The following is a 17,857-nucleotide window of genomic DNA, read 5'->3' on the forward strand; positions in this document are numbered from 1 at the left end:
CACCTCCCTCAGAAACTAAGGGTATTCTCTATTGAACTCTTCGATGACCTGGCCTGAAATGTCCAGACCTTCTTCATGATAGATCGTCGGCCCACCCCTACTCCTGTCGACAACAACCTGCAATCCAAGACGCTTGGCGACCTTCGCGACAACCGTTTCGCTCTTGTCACGAAATCCTTCCAGAACATCTTTTTGTTTTTCTTGGACTTCCCGATTCAATTCGGAAGCCTTTTGCTGGTACTCCTGCATGCGTCGGCGAAACTGTTCCTCCCGCTCTCGTTTCGCGGTGGGGCTCAGAACGGAGGACTGTTTGACAAAGTCCTCTTCCATCCGCCGTAACTCCTTTTCCTCCATCTCCATCAACGCCTGTCGATTTTTCGAAAAGCCGGCCAGGTTCTCCTTCACCTTCTTGCCCGCACTCGTCTCGCTGAGCAAGCGCTGTAAATTGATCACCGCCACCTTCCCGTCTATTTTTCCTCCACCTCCAGCGCATCCTCCACTCAGAGCCAGCATGACGGCGACCGCAGCCGACATTGCTGTCCATTCGATTCGTCCCGCCGCTCGCTTCCACCGATTCCCGTTCCAACGTACCACGCGTAAACTCCGACTAAAATAAGGTTCCGATCGTAAACTCGAACACGCCGGCTCGCTCACCGGTTCGCGCATCAAGATTAATCCCATAGGCCACTCGCAAGGGACCGAAGGGAGAGATCCACCGCCCTTCGAGACCCGCAGCGGGCCGCAAATTGATCGACAACGGTTCATCCTCCTCGAACCCTTTGCCATAATCGAAAAAGATCACCCCGTTCAATTTCGCCTCGGAAGAAATCGTGAAAATCAGTTCGGCATTGAAAATCAATTGCTTGGCGGCACCGAATGGAGCACGAGTCGTGGAAACGACAGGACCAGCTCGTCCGAACGCGAACCCGCGCATGGTGTTGATTCCGCCCACAAAAAATCGCTCACTGAGCGGAATCCGCGTCGTTCCACCAAGCGCTTGAACCTCTCCATAGCGAGCCCGCAGCGAAACCCTCATGTCGAACGGAAGCGGGGTCACCTTGATGACATCCACGTGATACTTAATAAAGTTGTTGGTCCCACCCATATAGGGTGTTCCGATATCAAACCCTCCACCGATGCGCCAGCCAGATCTCGGATCAAGGTAATAGTCTCTGGTATCCCGAAACAGCGCAAATCGAAACCCCGTCGACGACTGTGTCCCCAACTGTTGACAGACGATGGGTACCAGCTCAGCCCCAGGTGTACAGATACCGAATTGAGGGTTCCTGAACGTGATTTGTTCTCCAAAGATGCTGACACTCCCCGTCACATATTCTGACAACCAACGGCCAAGTGTGACATTTCCACCGGTTCGTTCTTCAAAATAGGAAAGATAGTTCGTCATACTGCGATACCCATCGACCTGCAGCGAGGTCAAGGAGTCATTCAAATAGGGATTGCGGAAGGTAATGGACCCGAGACTTCTTCGCTGGCCCAGTTGCCCTCGGATGCGACCCATATAGCCGTATCCACCCAAATTCCCTTGGGTAATATCGGCGATCGCCACCAGTCGATCCAGCGTACTGAACCCACCGCCGAGGCTGAACATCCCCGTCGGTTTTTCTTTCACTCGCACGTTCAGATCGACCTTGTCAGGTGCGACTTGGGCGGGCAGGATTTCGACTGTCTCGAAGAAATTCAAGTTGTTCAATCGCTGAAAACTTCGCTTCAGAGAAGCGGTGTCGATCACATCCTGTTCGTCGACTCTGATTTCTCGACGGATGACGTTGTCTCGTGTTTTGTCATTCCCGTAGATATTGATCTGCCGGATCCGCATCATCTCCCCTTCTTTGATGCTGAAGATGATGGTCACGGTCCGTTCTTCATTGTTTGGATTCACATTGGGCACGACTTCGGCGAATGAATACCCCTTACTCCCATACAAATCCGTAATTCGTGAGATCTCATCTCGGATTTTGGCACGCTGAAAGATCTCACCATCCTTGATCCTCAATCCCACTCGAAGCTCAGGGTCTTCAAACACCGTGTATCCTCGAAACCCTATCTCAGCGATGGTGAAGGGCTCTCCTTCGGTAATGGGGTAACTGACCGTGAACCATTTTTTATCTTCAGTAAGCTCCACCGAGGGCTGGCCGACCCGAACATTGAAATACCCTTTATTCAGGAGTACTTCCCGAATGCGCTCCACATCATTACCCACCTCCTCGTGTTTCAAGACGCCCGCGTCGGACACCATCGACGGCAGCTTGAACTTCGTGAAGAAGCCATACCAAGGGATCCATTCCCGCGTCGACATGACACTGAGCATCTCGGTCTTCGTCGCCGCACGCAGTCCTTCGAATATCACCGTCTTGATCTTGGCTTTCTCCCCTTCCGTAATATGAAAGGTGAGACGCTTCCGATCCTCATCTAATGCCTCGATCACGGGAACGACCTGCGCATTGTAATAGCCGTCATGCTGATAGACTCGCCGGATGGTCTCGGCGCTTTCCTTCACCTGTTGTTGATCAAGAAATGTCTGGCTCTTGATGGTCGTTTTTTCTTTCAACTTCTCCTCGGTCAACTGCTGGTTACCATCGAAAACGATCTCGGTGATGAACGGCTTCTCCTGCACAACAAAGGTCACCGCCATCCCCTCGGCCATCGATTCGGTTTCAACCTGCACATCCTCGAAAAATCCCGTATCGTATAAAATCTTCACCTGTCCACGCACATGGTCCGGCATATAGCGATCACCAGCTTTCAGCGTGAGTCGACCAGCAATCGCCGGCATTTCGATTCGTTTGGCTCCCCGAATATCAATCGAGGCGACCTTGAGTTCAGGAGTCTGAGCGAGTGCTTCGAGCACACTCCACAACACAGAAACAACCATGACCGCGACCACAAACGATCGAAGCCTGTAGACGGCATGCTCGGTCACCGATACGGATTCCTGTAACGAAGTATGGGGATGGATGATGCAGTTGAAACCATCACACAGGTCCTCTCCGTTATCGACCGTACGCCAACTTCCTATGAGTCAGTCTGTCCCGCTCCAGAGAACGCGCTGAGCCACAGGAGGTGTTCTCGCCGGAAATCCGAAGCCAGACAGCTCTACCACGTGAGCAGCTCTCACGTCACCCGACCGCGCAAAACTTCCGGATTATATTGAGGTCATCCTGCATTGTAAAGAAGCGTCCGCCCCTTCTGGTCGGACTCGACGTGCATATCTCTTTACTCCGCGCTAAATTCCGTAGCTCTCCGACAGATGATGCATCGATCCTCGCCGACGGTCATCGATGCAAAAAAGTCTGTGTGCGACACGCATCGTTCATGAATATCGCTCGTGTTCTCTCTCATGGAAACGACACCGTTGTGTTCGATGCGATGAGTTCGTCCGTTTCTTGACTTCACTCCCCCCATCACATACTATCTTTTCATGTCACGTCTGACGGTCAGAAAAGCAATCATTCCAGCCGCCGGTCTTGGGACGCGGTTCCTTCCTGCCACGAAGGCATCTCCCAAGGAGATGCTGCCGTTAGTCGACAAACCACTCATTCAATATACGGTCGAAGAAGCGGTGGCTTCTGGGATTGAAGACATCATCGTGATTACCGGCCGTGGCAAACGCGCGATTGAAGATCACTTCGATCGTTCCGTCGAGTTGGAAGAAAATCTGAAAGGCACCGGCAAGAGTCAGGTGCTCCATCAAATCCGACAGATCTCGAACCTCGCGAACTTCTGTTACGTGCGGCAGTCCGAAGCCCTTGGCTTGGGACACGCCGTGTTGTGCGCGCAACACCTGATCGGCGACGAACCGTTCGCCGTCATTCTCGGGGATGAGATCATTGACGCCGATGTTCCAGGGCTTGCGCAGTTGATCCACATCTATAAAAAGCGCCATGGGGCAGTTCTCGGAGTACAGGAAGTTCCCAAGGCAGACGTCAGCCGATACGGCATCGTGACGCCCAAGCGCCTCGCTCGCGGTCTGCACCGGGTCGAAGATTTGGTTGAGAAGCCATCGCCGACCGATGCCCCCTCCACCCTCGCCGTAATCGGCCGGTATATCCTTCCTCCTGAAATTTTCCCGATCCTAAGAAAAACTCCTCCTGGAAAGAACGGAGAAATTCAGCTGACCGATGCGCTGAGGACCCTGGCAAGAAAATCTCCGATGTTTGCGCTTGAGATAGAGGGACAGCGCCATGATGCCGGGGACAAGTTGGGATTTTTAATCGCCACCGTTGAGTTTGGGTTGAAGAACCCGACATTGGGAGCAGAATTCCGCGACTATCTTTCGACCAGGATGCACACCGATTCGAGTAATCGTCGGGCATGATTCCATCGGTCGTGGTGGTGACTCAGTCGCGAGACTCCCAGCAACGACTATTCTGCATCCAACGTGATCATTCGGATGGATTGTCGAACCCGGTGCGCGCTTCCATCGGATGGAACACTGAGACTCCTAAGGCGAGAGCGCATGTTGCCCAGGCGCGTGATGAGCACAGACAGACCCTGATTCGTTTAACCCGCCACCTCCATAGATAAAGAACAGGCAGGCACATGACAGACCTAAACGAACAAGAAATTCAGTCTCCCCAAAACATTGAAGTGCCCACTCAACTCCCGCTGTTGCCCGTCCGAGATATCGTCGTCTTTCCGTACATGGTGCTTCCCCTGTTCGTCGGACGTGACATGTCGATTAAGGCCATCGAAGCGGCCCTTGCCGGCAATCGAATGATCTTCCTCGCGACGCAAAAAGCACTCGACGTCGAGAATCCCGCGCAGAAAGATATCCACACCGTCGGCACCGTCGGCATCATTATGCGAATGCTGAAGCTGCCGGACGAACGCATCAAGATTTTGGTACAGGGCATCGCCAAAGCCAAGATCACGAAATACATTCAGACCGACCCCTACTACTCCGTTCGAATCGACAAGCTCGCTGATACGAAAACGACGGCCACGCCCCTTGAGGCGGAAGCCGTCATGCGAACCGTGAAGGAGCAGATCGAACGGATCGTGAGTTTGGGGAAAATCCTGATCCCCGATGTCATGGTCGTCATCGAAAACCTCGAAGAACCAGGCCGATTAGCCGACATGGTGGCTTCGAATCTCGGCCTCAAGGTCGATACCACTCAGGCCGTTTTGGAAATCTCCGATCCAATTCAACGCCTTCGCCAAGTGAGCGACATTCTCGGAAAGGAAATCGAAGTCCTCTCCATGCAGCACAAGATTCAAGCGCAAGCCAAAGGGGAGATGGACAAGACCCAGCGGGAGTATTTCCTGCGTGAACAACTGAAAGCCATTCAGAAGGAGTTGGGCGAACTCGATGAACGGGCGGAAGAAGTCACGGAATTCCGCAAACGGATCAAAGACGCAAAGATGCCCGACAAGGTCTTGAAGGAAGCCGAAAAGCAGCTCAAGCGTCTCGAAAAAATGCACCCGGATACCGCCGAGTCCGCAACGGTGCGAACCTATTTGGAATGGATGGTCGAATTACCGTGGTCCAAGCGGTCGAAGGATAACCTCGACCTAAAGGCTGCCGCCAAAGTATTGAATGACGACCACTACGACCTTGAGAAGGTCAAGGAACGAATCCTGGAATACCTGGCCGTCCGAAAGCTCAAAGAGAAAATGAAGGGCCCGATTCTCTGCTTCGTCGGCCCACCAGGGGTCGGGAAAACCTCGTTGGGAAAATCGATCGCCCGGGCACTGGGACGTGAGTTTGTTCGTATCAGCTTAGGCGGCGTACGGGATGAGGCTGAAATCCGCGGCCACCGCCGCACCTATGTCGGCGCATTACCCGGACGCATCATCCAAGGTCTGAAACAGGCAGGAACGAGTAATCCGGTGTTCATGCTCGACGAGGTCGACAAGGTCGGGATGGATTTCCGAGGGGACCCCTCGGCAGCCTTATTGGAAGTGCTCGACCCGGAACAGAACAATGCGTTTACCGACCACTATCTCGGGGCTCCATTCGATCTGACCGAAGTGATGTTCATCACCACGGCGAATTTAATCGATCCCATCCTTCCCGCATTGCGTGATCGCATGGAAGTCATCGAGATTCCCGGGTATACCGAGGAGGAGAAACTCGGCATCGCCCAGAAATACCTGATTCCTCGTCAACTCGAAGAGCACGGAATTACGAACAAACATGTCCGTCTGACGGAACCGGCCATTCGACAGATCATCTCGCATTACACCCGCGAAGCAGGCGTGCGGAATCTGGAACGTGAGATTGCCAGCGTGATGCGCAAGGTCGCAAAGAAAGTCGCCGAGGGCAAAGGTCAGGGATTTCCTATCGATCCATCGAATCTCAAAAAATACCTTGGTGTGTCGAAGTATGTGCCGGAAGCAGAGCTCGAAAAAGACGAAATCGGGGTGGTAACCGGCCTGGCCTGGACGGAAGCGGGCGGCGATGTGCTCTATATCGAGGCGACAGTGATGAAGGGGAAAGGCCAACTGACCCTTACCGGCCATCTGGGAGACGTGATGAAAGAGTCCGCGCAGGCGGCGCTCAGCTATGTCCGTTCACGGGAAAAAACGTTGAATCTCCACCCTGACATGTTCAGCAAACAAGACTTACATATTCATGTACCAGCCGGAGCCATCCCCAAGGACGGGCCATCGGCCGGCATCACGATGGCCACTGCGATCGCCTCGGCATTTTCCGGTACTCCTGCAAGGCGAGATTTGGCCATGACCGGAGAAATCACCCTGCGCGGCCGCGTCCTTCCAATCGGAGGACTCAAGGAAAAGATTTTGGCGGCAAAACGGGCAAAACTCACCACCGTCATCCTTCCGCGTCGAAATAAAAAGGATCTGGAGGAAATCCCCAAGCATCTCCTCAAAGGCATTCACTTGGCGTTCGTCGAAACCATGGACGACGTCATGAAGATCGCCCTCCGCCGACAAGCCAAGGCTTCACCGGCCTCTCGGAAGCCATCGACACCTCCGGCGCCATCGCGTATCCCCCCTCTGCGATCCAGTAAAGGCCGACGATCACACGAACTCCCTGCCACGGTGATGGCACACCGCGCACCGGCGCGGTCATAAAGGATCGTACCGTGGCCCGCCGTCAGGCCAGCCCCCCCCTTCAAGAATTTGCACTCATCCGAATGCTCGAGCGTCGGTTTGCCCGTCGCACACCGGGACTTGTCCAAGGCATCGGCGACGACGCTGCCGTAATTGCGACCTCGTCGCCGACGTGGTGGCACCTCACAACGGACTTGCTTGCCGAAGGTATTCACTTTGACATGAAGTCAGCGACCCCTGAGTCCGTCGGATACCGGGCAGCCATGGCCAACCTCAGCGATATCGCCGCCATGGGAGCCGTCCCCCGCTATCTGCTCATCTCGCTCGCCATCCCAAAAACATGGACGCGGCCACACATCCATGAGCTCTACACCGGCTTGATGAAAGCTTGCCGCCTGTATAACGTGACACTCGTCGGTGGGGATACCTCGGCATCCAAGGCTGGACTCTTTCTCAGCATCACCCTGGTCGGCGCGACAAGCAGGCGCCTAGCACTGTTTCGACACGGTGCCAACGTAGGAGATCACATTTACGTTTCGGGCACGCTAGGAGACTCCCTCGCAGGCCTCACGCTCTTAATGGAGAGCACAAGCTCAGGCCCCTCAAGGAAAAAGAAGTCCGAGTTCTCTTCCGCTCATCGAGCGTTTCTGCTCCGTCGCCATTTCCGCCCTACTGCGAGGGTCGCCGAAGGCCAGTGGCTCAACGAGAGACAACTCGCCTCTGCTGCCATCGATCTGTCCGACGGCCTCTCCGGAGATCTTCGGCATCTGTGTGAAGCCAGTCGAGTCGGCGCAGAGGTGGAACTCGACAAGATTCCGATCTCACCGGCCTGCCGAGCCTATGCCCGGGCGATCGGAGTGTCGCCGATTCAACTCGCACTCACTGGAGGCGAAGACTATGAGTTGCTGTTCACCACGCCGCCACGCGACTGCAAGAAGGTTGAGCAGCAAGCGCGAACACGCGGCTATCGCATCACCCATATCGGAACGATTCGCCCGCAGTGGTTCGGGATTCAGATGATGACTGACGGTCGGACGCAACCTCTGCCGGTCACAAGTTACGAGCATTTCCGTTGATGGCCAACAGCAGTCACCAGCCCTCGGCACAACGGGCCCGATCATTTCGGGCACTCTTGCGCCAAGTCCTGCATTTACAGGAGTCACCGCAACGCACCGCGTTGGCCTTTGCGCTGGGCGTCTTCATCGCGTTCTCCCCCGCCTATGGTCTGCACACGGCGATGGTAGTGCTCTGCACCTGGCTATTCGGTCTCAATTTCTTGGCCTTGCTCGCCGGCGCCTTAGTCAATAATCCCTGGACCGTCATTCCGATCTTAGGCGCAACCTACTGGACCGGCGCCCTCTTGCTCGGACGTACGGATCAACCGAACTTCGACTGGCAGGATATGAGTTTCAGCGGCATCTACGAACAAGTCCTTCCCTACGCTGCTCCCTTCGTGCTCGGAGGACTTGTGCTCAGTGTGCTCGGAGCCCTCGTGTCCTATCCTGCCGCCTACTTGTTTTTCAAAAAACATCGCTCCGCGCCTACCAGTCCCACGACCGAACCGTTGCCGCCCCCTGACCAAGTGGGCTAAGATACACACTGACTATGGAATCAGCAGACCGACCGAACGCGCCCTATGATGGCTCGGCGCTCATCGCTGACCCCATCCACAAGTACGTCACCTTCACCGTCCCCTATGCTCATCCTGATCCACATGAGCACACCGAGAAGGACCTGATCGACTCCCCCTGGGTCCAGCGGCTGCGATACATCTACCAACTGCAGAGCGCTCGCTGGGTCTATCCCTCCGCGGAACATACCCGGTTTGTGCATTCACTCGGGACGATGCACGTCGCGGGACGATTTGCTCGACACCTGTACCCGTTTCTCAAGAAAGTCGTGAAGGATGTGCCCTCTCCAAATTTCGTCGAAGAGTTCCTCCGTGTCACAGCCTTGGTCCACGACATCGGGCACGGGCCGTTTTGCCATTTCTTCGACGATAATTTTCTCCATACCCATGGCCTCACCCACGAGCGGCTAGGCCAAATCATCATCCGTGAACATTTAGCCCCCCTCATCAAGAAAATCCGCCGAAGCCCGTCCGGCCCCTTCGCAAGAGGAGAAGAACTGAATCCTGACCAAATCGCTCACCTGATCCTCAAGGAGAAAGGCAAGGACAACTCCCGCCTTCCTCGATGGTTGAACATGCTCCAGCCCGTGATCTCAGGGAGTTACACGGGAGACAATCTGGACTATGTCTTGAGGGACTCGTATATGTGTGGCGTGGCGGTCGGCCCAGTCGATCTGACACGGTTGATTCATTACACCATCGTGACGGAGAAAGGGTTCACCATTCACAAGACAGGACTTCCGTCCCTCCAAATGTTTCTAAACACCAGAATGTACCTCTACTCCAATGTCTACTTCCATCGCACCACCAGAGCAATCGACATCCATCTGCGGGACATCTTCGGCCAGACGATGCAGCTGCTCTGCCCCAAGGATCCGCGTAAGAATATGGATCGGTATCGCGCTCTAACCGATTGGTCGCTGTTGGAAGAAGTCCGAGGATGGGCACAGTCTCGCCACAAAGCCCGACGACAGTTAGGACAGGAATGGGCCAGGATTTTAGGCCGAGACATCAAATGGAAAATGGCCTACAGCACGACGTTGAAAGAAAAAGGACAGGAACGCGGCATGGCGTTTCCCAGCCATCGGCATTTTGAGCAGCAGATTGCCAAAGAGCTGCCGTCCGGCTTGAGACGGCTGCCGTTTCGAGTGGACATGGCCCTGTTGGATCCACGACCAGACCCCAAAGACCACCGAGATAATCCACTCTATGTGTACGATCCCGGGACGGGTCAGGTTTCGACCGAGCCGCTGGAGGAATGCTTAGACCTGCTGCCTACGCGACTCATCCAGTTTCGAATCTATTCTCCCGACCACCACCACGACGCCGCTCTCTCGCAAGCTGCCGCAACCGTCCTCAATAAGACCCCGACCAGCCTAGAGTCTAATTACTGAATACTCCACGCCAAGTCCCATTTTTGAACAATCCCGAAGACCGAATACGCTGTTTCGTCCACGCCCTCTCCTTCACACATCCAAACATCAGGGCTCCTATTCATCTGCTCATTTCAGATGATCGCGAATGCCATACATGGACAAGTGGGCAACGAAGTTCTCTATTTTCTCAATGCAGAGAGGATCAGTGCTGCCTGAGAATGTGAAGTTCTTCCTCCTCTACATTTTCGCGACAAGGTCCTTTCTTCTTCCACCAAAGCTGGCAGGCATCCTGCAGGGAATCGAGTTGATCTGAGTCTTGATTCAGAGGGCTAACACAGAGGAGGCTATGTATGATGGGTTTGACTAGAGAACTGATGATCACTCTCTGCGGGCTTTCTCTTTCATTGGCCATTCCAGCCTATGCTCAGCTTGGGGGTGGCCAGCAGGATGCGGCCGGTCTCCTGAATGGCATGCCCCCCGACGTCTTGGCAAAGGTGCGCTCGTTAGCACAGATCCTCCAACAGGGCCTCAAAGAGGGGAAAATCTCGGATACCGACATTCAACAAGGCTTGATGTCCGGCCAGCTTGGGGAAAAGCTAAAACAGCTGAACCCCGAAGCCAGTCAGCTCCTTGACGAAATCAGTGAGGCATCGCAGCAGGGAAAAGGACCGGATGAAAAAAGCGTGATGCCGCTGATGGGAGGATTGGGTGTCTCGCCAAATTAGCTACACGGGAATACCCGAGTGACATAGTTGGGGAAAATGAGGGTATGATTGAAACATCATGGACAATCAATCTGGCATGAGTCGTACCGACAAGCTGGCCCTCATTACGCCGTGGATCAACCCCGAAGAGCGGATCACTGTGCAGTTTGATGACCAACGCGATATCAACACGGTCGTGGCTGGCTGCAGTGAGCGATTAGTTGATCTGGAATTGGAAACCAACATCCCCCACATTCGGCAGAAACTATCGATCCCGCTGAGCGAGGTCGAAGTTTCAGAAGATCCCACTCACTATACGCGTGATCCCGATAAGCCGTTACAATTTAAACGACTACTGTTGATCATCAATGGCAAGCGCCCGGGCATTGTGTATTGAGAGAGACGCGTTTGCTCACAAACAGTATCCGACCCCTTATATTCGACTCAGGCGCTCATATACGGCGTATGTGGAAAGATTCGAGGCGCTCCGGCGAGACAAAGAACAGTCCCCTGCAGACATTGGAGCCACGGAGCCATGAGTCTCAGGCGGTTTCGTGATCGATTATACCGACTCGAAACGACGACCACGAGCTGATCATGGGTGTCACCGAAGTGGAACGACGGAAACGGCAGAGAGATCTGAAGATGACGGTAAACGATCCGCTCGCACCCACGCTCTACAACGACTTCCTCATTGCCGTAAGCAATGTCCGGTGCAGACAGCGGAAAGAAGGACGCGGTGGCTGCTGGCCCTGTCAGCCGGTGAATACGGTGGTTCAGGCGGCCTATGCCAGCCAGCGAGACGGCCCGACCAAGACCATTGGACGGAACCGAGATCGTCGTTCCTGAGCGAACTGTGGCGGTCGGTTTCGAGACGAAACGGCCTGTGATGACGATTCGGCCTTGGGAAGGGCGATGCACTAGAGCCTTCTATCTCCCTTGTCCCATCAGAATGTTATGGGGAGTGAGATCCTGGTGGGATGGGAAAGGCATCCTCGAATTGAGACCCGAAAAAACCAAGCTCAAGAGAACGGTATTCCATCTCCTGCGCTTCCATCTCAATTTGAGAAAGTTCGACCTGGACACGCTCGGCTCTCTTGAGTGGTCCGTCGCCAATTTCGAGAGGTCTAAAGAAAGTCAACGTGGAAGAGTTTTCGATATGGGCGATTGAGCCGTGAACTATCAGGTGTCTTAGTTTTAGATGGAGCCAAAGAGCCTTAGTCAGTTTCAGTCCGTCTGCGCTGATCCCAGAAAGCCTCGGTTCCTTCTTGAGCACACGTTTAAGAAGGGCAATTTTCCCCGCAATGCCATCCGGAAACTTGGCTGGGATGAAGGTTGGGCAGTTGGCATAGATGATTTTGGTAAAGCGATATAGTTCATACTCGAACACAGACCAATTCACCTGGAACTTCCCGATAGCAAGATAGACGCGATCAAGATCTCGATTGTCAAGCATGGAGCTTTCAGACTTCACCGAGTACCACCGGGGCTGGTCTTGTGCGCGTCGAAGAGAAACGCAACTAAGGTGGCAGCACACCCGACAGCAAGACGAGCATGGTGTGGCAGTAGTCCCTCGAACTCTCCATGCTTCCCGTGTCCTGTACCGTACAGGCCCCGGAGTTCGGCGAGGTTGTTGCCAATGGTGCCGAGACTTTGCAGGAGTCGCCTCAGCACGTCCACTCCGCGTGTGGCTTCATGGACGCCTTCGGGAACGAGTTTCAATTCTCGCAGGGTGTGCTTCGTTAGTGTGGGAATGTCCGGTGTGCCCGAAACGGGCTTCCCACGTTCAGCCAGGATGGTCTTGCAACACGTCTCGATCAATTCCTTTGCGCTTCCTATCGCCAAGGCCGGGTCCGAATCAATAGATTGTTCGATGCGGTGAATCTGTTTAGCAAGATGCTTGGCATCGAAACAGGCGGTTGCTTTCTTGAGTTGCCCTAGATCGATCTTCCCCGCCATCAAGCGAGAGGCAATGGTTTTACAGTCGCGAATCAGTGCCGTCTTATCATCCTCACTGATAGGGTCGAAAGGATGAGGGTTGTCTTCGACATGCTTTACAAGCGCCGCTATGGTTGTCCCGGCAAGATGATCTGATTCGAGTTTCCAGAATTGCCGGAGTTTCTTCGCTTTGGATGTTCCGGTTCCTGTGTACTTATCATTATGGATGTCTATGTCGAAGTCAGCGAAGAAGGTCTCAAAGGTTGAGTCACTGAACGTGGAAACATAGCCGGTACCCATGCATAAGAGTCTTTCGAGCTTTCCTCGCTCTATGCCGTTCAACGAACTCATAGGAGATCTCTGAATCAACCGGCCTTGGAGGGAGTGGTGCTCAATGGAGTGAGTCCAATGAGCTTGCGAAAGGTGGCCTCAATTTCATTTCGGATCGGTTTAACTTGTTTGTCTAGGTGCTGCCAGGCAGCTTCCCGTTCCGTACTACCCATCTCGCCTTTGCTAGCCGTAGAACCATCTTTGTGCATACCCCATGATGTGAGTATGTCGCGATTAAAGCTCTCGAGCAGATCACAAAGGGGTTCTTCAAAAAAGATCTTGTGAGTGTTGCAGTAACGGGCAAAATCAATGGCAGCATTAGACGCTTCCTTTTCGCGATGTTGCCTAACATCTTCTCCGTCATTCAGACCGCTTGGGAACAGCAGAAGCTGCATACGGTCGTGAACCTCCGCCAATTTGGCGTACAGCTCAGCGATGACTTCTGCCCGTTTCTCATGCAACCTCGCAAAAGTCGTTTCCTGCTGGAAGGCGGCGATGCGCAAGTCTGCCTTGAGCTGCTCTAACTCTTTCTCGTTCTTTGCTCGCAGGTCGGCTTTGAAGGATTCTAGATCCATGGACAGTAGATGTTTCGACAAGATTTTGGCGAGAAAGACGAAGGCAGCCGATGCAAATCCGGTGGCCGTGAGGGTCGTGACGAACGTGTTCCAGTCCATCGCTACTTCCCCTTCGGCAAGATCCCCTTCCGCTCCAACTCCTGGTTGCAAGCCTCCGCCAGCTCGATCAAGAAGTCCTTCACGGTCTTGCCCTCATGCGCGGCGGCCATCTTTTGATGTGGCAATAGGGTCAAGCATGACTATTGACTTATTTGGTGCCATAGCCTTTTCCTGCATCGCGATTCCATCATGACTGTTGTAGACTCACTCGTCCTCCCGCGCCGCCCCTCATCCATATACACACAACGGAGCACATTGCCGTTCTCATCTATTCTCTGCGGGCAGGACCAAGAACCGCCGCGCGCACTGTCCTTCAAGACTTCGTCCTCCATTCCTCGAAGGCATTCGTCGCACTCGGCTTAGCTTCTTTGCGGTCTTCCTTATCTACGGACGTCTGTGACTTTCGGGCACGTTCTTCTTGATGATCATGCACAAGTCCCGCGACAATCAGGAGCTGGATGCCCATCAAGAGAAAGAATAAGGCTCCCTTGTACTGCCCGCTAGGCTCGGCAAGTGAAAACTTGGGCGCGGCAAGTAGAAGAGAGAGCGCTGAACAGAGAAACAAGAAGATTCGCATGCGGAATGCCTCATGCCTAAGTCGCAGCAATGAGGGTATGCTTGCCGGAGAGGTAAGGTCAACCAGAAATCACAGGAGAGGGCAAGGACCGACTAGCAGTCTGCTGAAAAACTCGGTTTCTGCTCCGCGCACCGTTGCACGATGATAGAAAGAACTGTGGCATTCTACACATCAGAATGCTCAAAAAGTCCGTCCAGCAAGGCCGCAGCGAGCGAAGGAGCAAGGCGTACGCTTCGGTGCTTTGAGGACTTATCGCATCGGCGCTGACACCGCCAGACCGGATTATCTACCGCGCAAGAGTACTTCTCAGGAAGATGAGGTCTGGCCCCAGGAGGATGCCAATTCTGGACCGGCGACCTAGGGACTCATTTTGTACACGATCCACCCACCGATGATGATTAGAACCGATTGTACACGTACCACGCACCGAGGATGATTACAACCGACACCAATGCGAACAGCGGAATAATATCCATAGCCGCTCCTTAAAGACCTTCGAAATAATCAACTGCATACCACAAGTCTTCTCGTGCTTGATCTTCTATCGCTTATGCGGCCGTCACACCGCCATCCACCGACAGGATGCTCCCGGTTGTCCAGCGCGACTCCTCGGATGCAAAATAAACCGTCGCTTCAGCAACCTCCTCCGGCTGCCCGAGCCGACCCATTGGGTGGACGCCTTCGAACCAGGCTTTAATCTGTGGATCCTTCACCATGTTTGCGATGGGTGGGGTAACAACGCCAGCTGGACAGATACAGTTACAACGGATGTTTTGCCTCGCGTAGTGCACAGCCACTGTCTTGGTGAGCATGATCACACCCGCCTTGGCCGCTTGATACGCATGAGCCTCAAAGCCGGGAATTGCCTTGAGCCCGACGACTGTGGAGATATTCAGGATCGAGCCGCCGCCCTGCTGAAGCATCTGAGGAATCACCGCACGAATAAATCGAAACGTCCCCTTCATAAACACGTCAAAGGTCTCATCCCAAATCTGATCAGTGGTCTCGTGAAGTCGCGCCGTATGGAACAAATTGCCCGCATTGTTGACCAGAATATCGAGACGGCCGAAGGTCCCGACAGTAGTGGCCACCGCTTCCTGCACGTCGTGTTCGTTGGTCACACTGCCTGGAAGTGCTAAAGCCTGTCCGCCTGTCCGCTCAATGTCTTTAACAACGCGTTCCAATTCATCCTGCCGCCGGCCTGTGATCGCAACTTTCGCGCCTTCCCGAGCAAAAACCTTGGCAATCGCCTCACCGATGCCGGTCCCTCCACCGGTGACAATCGCCACCCTGTGTGCGAGTCTCATATGTTTCACCCCCAGGCAGTTTGGTTCATCACTATCACGCACGGTACATATCGAATCGTGAAACCATCACAAACCAGGACGATACACCGCATGCAATATCTGCATGGTCCTCATCACTTCCTGATTCGAGTGTCACTAGGAGTAACTCAGCCCCATCGGACCTACACGGCATCCGTCGCTCCTTTCACGAATAGTGTAACGACAACTTGATCGATAGTCTCCATGCCTGTTCCATCCGCTGAAATCTTGAGGAGCAGGCTACTGAACATCAACAGACCTTAGGCTAGGACAGCGTGAGAAGAAGATTGTACAAGAATCGCATCGATTTCCGATGCGTCCAGCACTTCTTTCTCCAAGAGCGCTTCCGCCAACGCTTTTAAGCTTGCCATCTGTTCGGTCAGGACCCGCTTGGCCCGTTCGTAATTCTCCGTGACGAGGCGCTTAATCTCTCGATCGATTTCCAGCGCCATTTCATTACTGACATCACGCTTACTCCCAAAAGAGCGACCGAGAAACATCGATTCTTCCTTCTGCCCGAACACGAGCGGCCCAAGTGTTTCACTCATGCCCCATTCGCAAACCATTTGGCGCGCAAGAGCCGTCGCGCGCTCCAAATCGTTGCCGGCACCGGTCGTGCTCTGTTTGAAGACCAGCTCCTCCGCGACTCTGCCTCCCATGAGGATCGCCAGCGTGTTGTACAAGAACTCTTTGGAGTAATTGTGACGGTCGTCGGTCGGTAGCTGCATGGTCACACCCAGCGCGCGGCCTCTCGGAATAATCGACACTTTATGGACAGGATCGGTGCCAGGCAGAAGTTTGGCCATCAAGGCATGACCCGCCTCGTGATAGGCGGTGACCCGCTTTTCCTCGTCCGTGAGCACCATGCTCTTGCGCTCGGGGCCCATCAAGATCTTGTCCTTCGCCATGTCGAAATCCACGGCTCCGACTTCGGTTTTACTCTGACGAGCAGCCCAGAGCGCAGCCTCATTGACCAGATTTTCCAAGTCGGCGCCTGAGAAACCGGGAGTGCCTCGAGCGATCTTCTCCAGCTCTACGCCGGCGGCAATCGGCACTTTCTTGGTGTGGACCTTCAGGATCTCCGTACGGCCTCGGAGATCCGGCTGATTCACCACCACTTGCCTGTCGAATCGGCCTGGCCTCAGCAGAGCCGGGTCAAGTACATCTGGACGATTGGTGGCTGCCACCAGAATGACACCCTCCGTCGTATCAAATCCGTCCATTTCAACCAGCAACTGGTTGAGCGTTTGTTCACGTTCATCATTTCCACCGCCGAGCCCCGCTCCCCTGGACCGTCCGACTGCGTCGATCTCATCGATAAAAATGATACAGGGAGCCTGTTTTTTCGCTTGTTCGAACATATTACGCACTCGAGAGGCCCCGACGCCCACGAACATTTCTACAAAATCCGACCCGCTGATGCTGAAGAAGGGAACGCCCGCCTCGCCGGCAATCGCCTTCGCCAATAAGGTCTTCCCGGTTCCAGGAGGGCCCACGACCAACACACCCTTGGGAATGCGCCCGCCGAGTTTCTGGAACTTTCGCGGGTCCTTCAGAAATTCGACTGTTTCTTGTACTTCCTCTTTCACTTCATCGATTCCTGCCACATCGGCAAAGGTCACCTTTTTTCGATCATCTGTCAGCAAGCGGGCTCTGCTCTTCACGAGGGATAGGGCCGTGTTCCCGGGCTGCATTCGGCGCATCAAGAACAACCAGAAACCGAGACAAAACGCGATCGGCCCCCAGGTCACAAGAAAACTCATATACCAAGGGCTTTCATCAGGTGGTTTGACCTCGATCTGAACATCTTTCTCCCGTAGCACCTGGACGAGATCAGGATAGTCCGCCGAGTAGGTTCGAAGTCGGGAATTATCTTTTAATACACCGCTGATATGATGTCCCCTGATGATGACCTTTCCGACGTCGCCTTTGTCGAGTTTCGCCATGAAATCGCTGAAAATAACCTGTTCCTCTAATCCGCGCGTCGGCATGCTCCATAAGTTGACTAGCAATATGATGAACAGGCCTAACACCGTCCAAAACATCAGTTGTTTGGTCTTGGTATTCAAGGGCAGCCTCTCACGAATAGTTGGTCACGTCGGATAGCTTATCGCTGTGATACCCTCACCCTCAGTGTGAAGACGTATTTGACATGCTTACAGTTTTATATTTACCTGACATCTTCCGTTATTTCAGTCGGGCGGAGCGACGGACCTACACTACCTGGCTCGTCGCTCCCTCCGACCTACGCCTCGGACCTACAAT

The 17,857-nt window shown here is 54.0% G+C and carries 16 protein-coding genes; 8 read left to right on the plus strand and 8 right to left on the minus strand.

Going from position 1 to position 17,857, the window contains the following annotated elements:
* Nucleotides 1–15 precede the first annotated feature (15 nt).
* The gene (locus E8D52_02855) at nt 16–681 is read right to left on the minus strand and encodes an OmpH family outer membrane protein (protein TKB70009.1); all 666 of its coding nucleotides are present in this window, start codon (nt 679–681) and stop codon (nt 16–18) included.
* Entirely contained in the window at nt 608–2,893 is a 2,286-nt protein-coding gene (gene bamA / locus E8D52_02860) for an outer membrane protein assembly factor BamA (protein TKB70359.1), read from the minus strand. Before bamA ends, E8D52_02855 begins: the two co-directional genes overlap by 74 nt.
* A 555-nt stretch (nt 2,894–3,448) precedes the next feature.
* Between bamA and galU the strand changes: the two genes are divergently transcribed.
* The 8 genes from galU to E8D52_02900 all read left to right on the plus strand — a co-directional run bounded on the left by galU (nt 3,449) and on the right by E8D52_02900 (nt 11,597).
* A complete protein-coding gene (gene galU / locus E8D52_02865; protein TKB70360.1) occupies nt 3,449–4,336 on the plus strand; it encodes a UTP--glucose-1-phosphate uridylyltransferase GalU in 888 nt (295 codons plus the stop codon).
* A 224-nt stretch (nt 4,337–4,560) separates the two neighbouring features.
* On the plus strand, nt 4,561–7,059 hold the full coding sequence (gene lon, locus E8D52_02870; GenBank protein ID TKB70010.1) for an endopeptidase La: 2,499 nt from the start codon (nt 4,561–4,563) through the stop codon (nt 7,057–7,059).
* A gap of 11 nt (nt 7,060–7,070) precedes the next feature.
* Nucleotides 7,071–8,114 carry a thiamine-phosphate kinase gene (thiL, locus tag E8D52_02875; protein ID TKB70011.1) on the plus strand — a complete coding sequence of 348 codons (1,044 nt, stop codon included), beginning with the start codon at nt 7,071–7,073 and terminating at the stop codon, nt 8,112–8,114.
* On the plus strand, nt 8,114–8,629 hold the full coding sequence (locus E8D52_02880; protein ID TKB70012.1) for a DUF2062 domain-containing protein: 516 nt from the start codon (nt 8,114–8,116) through the stop codon (nt 8,627–8,629). Before thiL ends, E8D52_02880 begins: the two co-directional genes overlap by 1 nt.
* A gap of 14 nt (nt 8,630–8,643) precedes the next feature.
* Nucleotides 8,644–10,062 (plus strand): HD domain-containing protein, encoded by a 1,419-nt coding sequence (locus E8D52_02885; protein ID TKB70013.1) that lies wholly within the window; start codon nt 8,644–8,646, stop codon nt 10,060–10,062.
* 332 nt (nt 10,063–10,394) lie between these two features.
* Nucleotides 10,395–10,769, plus strand: a complete 375-nt coding sequence (locus E8D52_02890; protein ID TKB70014.1) for a hypothetical protein — start codon at nt 10,395–10,397, stop codon at nt 10,767–10,769.
* A 58-nt stretch (nt 10,770–10,827) separates the two neighbouring features.
* Entirely contained in the window at nt 10,828–11,145 is a 318-nt protein-coding gene (locus E8D52_02895) for a hypothetical protein (GenBank protein ID TKB70015.1), read from the plus strand.
* Nucleotides 11,146–11,345: 200 nt separating this feature from the next.
* A complete protein-coding gene (locus E8D52_02900; GenBank protein TKB70016.1) occupies nt 11,346–11,597 on the plus strand; it encodes a hypothetical protein in 252 nt (83 codons plus the stop codon).
* Between the two features lie 106 nt (nt 11,598–11,703).
* Here E8D52_02900 and E8D52_02905 read toward each other — a convergent pair whose 3' ends face one another.
* From E8D52_02905 to E8D52_02930, 6 genes are all read right to left on the minus strand, one after another.
* Entirely contained in the window at nt 11,704–12,138 is a 435-nt protein-coding gene (locus tag E8D52_02905; protein TKB70017.1) for a hypothetical protein, read from the minus strand.
* A gap of 80 nt (nt 12,139–12,218) precedes the next feature.
* Nucleotides 12,219–13,037 (minus strand): hypothetical protein, encoded by an 819-nt coding sequence (locus tag E8D52_02910; protein TKB70018.1) that lies wholly within the window; start codon nt 13,035–13,037, stop codon nt 12,219–12,221.
* Nucleotides 13,038–13,051: 14 nt separating this feature from the next.
* The gene (locus tag E8D52_02915; GenBank protein ID TKB70019.1) at nt 13,052–13,690 is read right to left on the minus strand and encodes a hypothetical protein; all 639 of its coding nucleotides are present in this window, start codon (nt 13,688–13,690) and stop codon (nt 13,052–13,054) included.
* Between the two features lie 313 nt (nt 13,691–14,003).
* Nucleotides 14,004–14,267: a hypothetical protein gene (locus E8D52_02920; protein TKB70020.1), complete on the minus strand. Its 264-nt coding sequence runs from the start codon at nt 14,265–14,267 to the stop codon at nt 14,004–14,006.
* Nucleotides 14,268–14,815: 548 nt separating this feature from the next.
* Nucleotides 14,816–15,574: an SDR family oxidoreductase gene (locus tag E8D52_02925; GenBank protein TKB70021.1), complete on the minus strand. Its 759-nt coding sequence runs from the start codon at nt 15,572–15,574 to the stop codon at nt 14,816–14,818.
* Nucleotides 15,575–15,852: 278 nt separating this feature from the next.
* Nucleotides 15,853–17,637, minus strand: coding sequence for an ATP-dependent metallopeptidase FtsH/Yme1/Tma family protein (locus tag E8D52_02930; GenBank protein ID TKB70361.1), 1,785 nt, complete (start codon nt 17,635–17,637; stop codon nt 15,853–15,855).
* Nucleotides 17,638–17,857: the final 220 nt, after the last annotated feature.

It is taken from the genome of Nitrospira sp. (assembly GCA_005116745.1).
Taxonomy (GTDB): domain Bacteria; phylum Nitrospirota; class Nitrospiria; order Nitrospirales; family Nitrospiraceae; genus Nitrospira_D.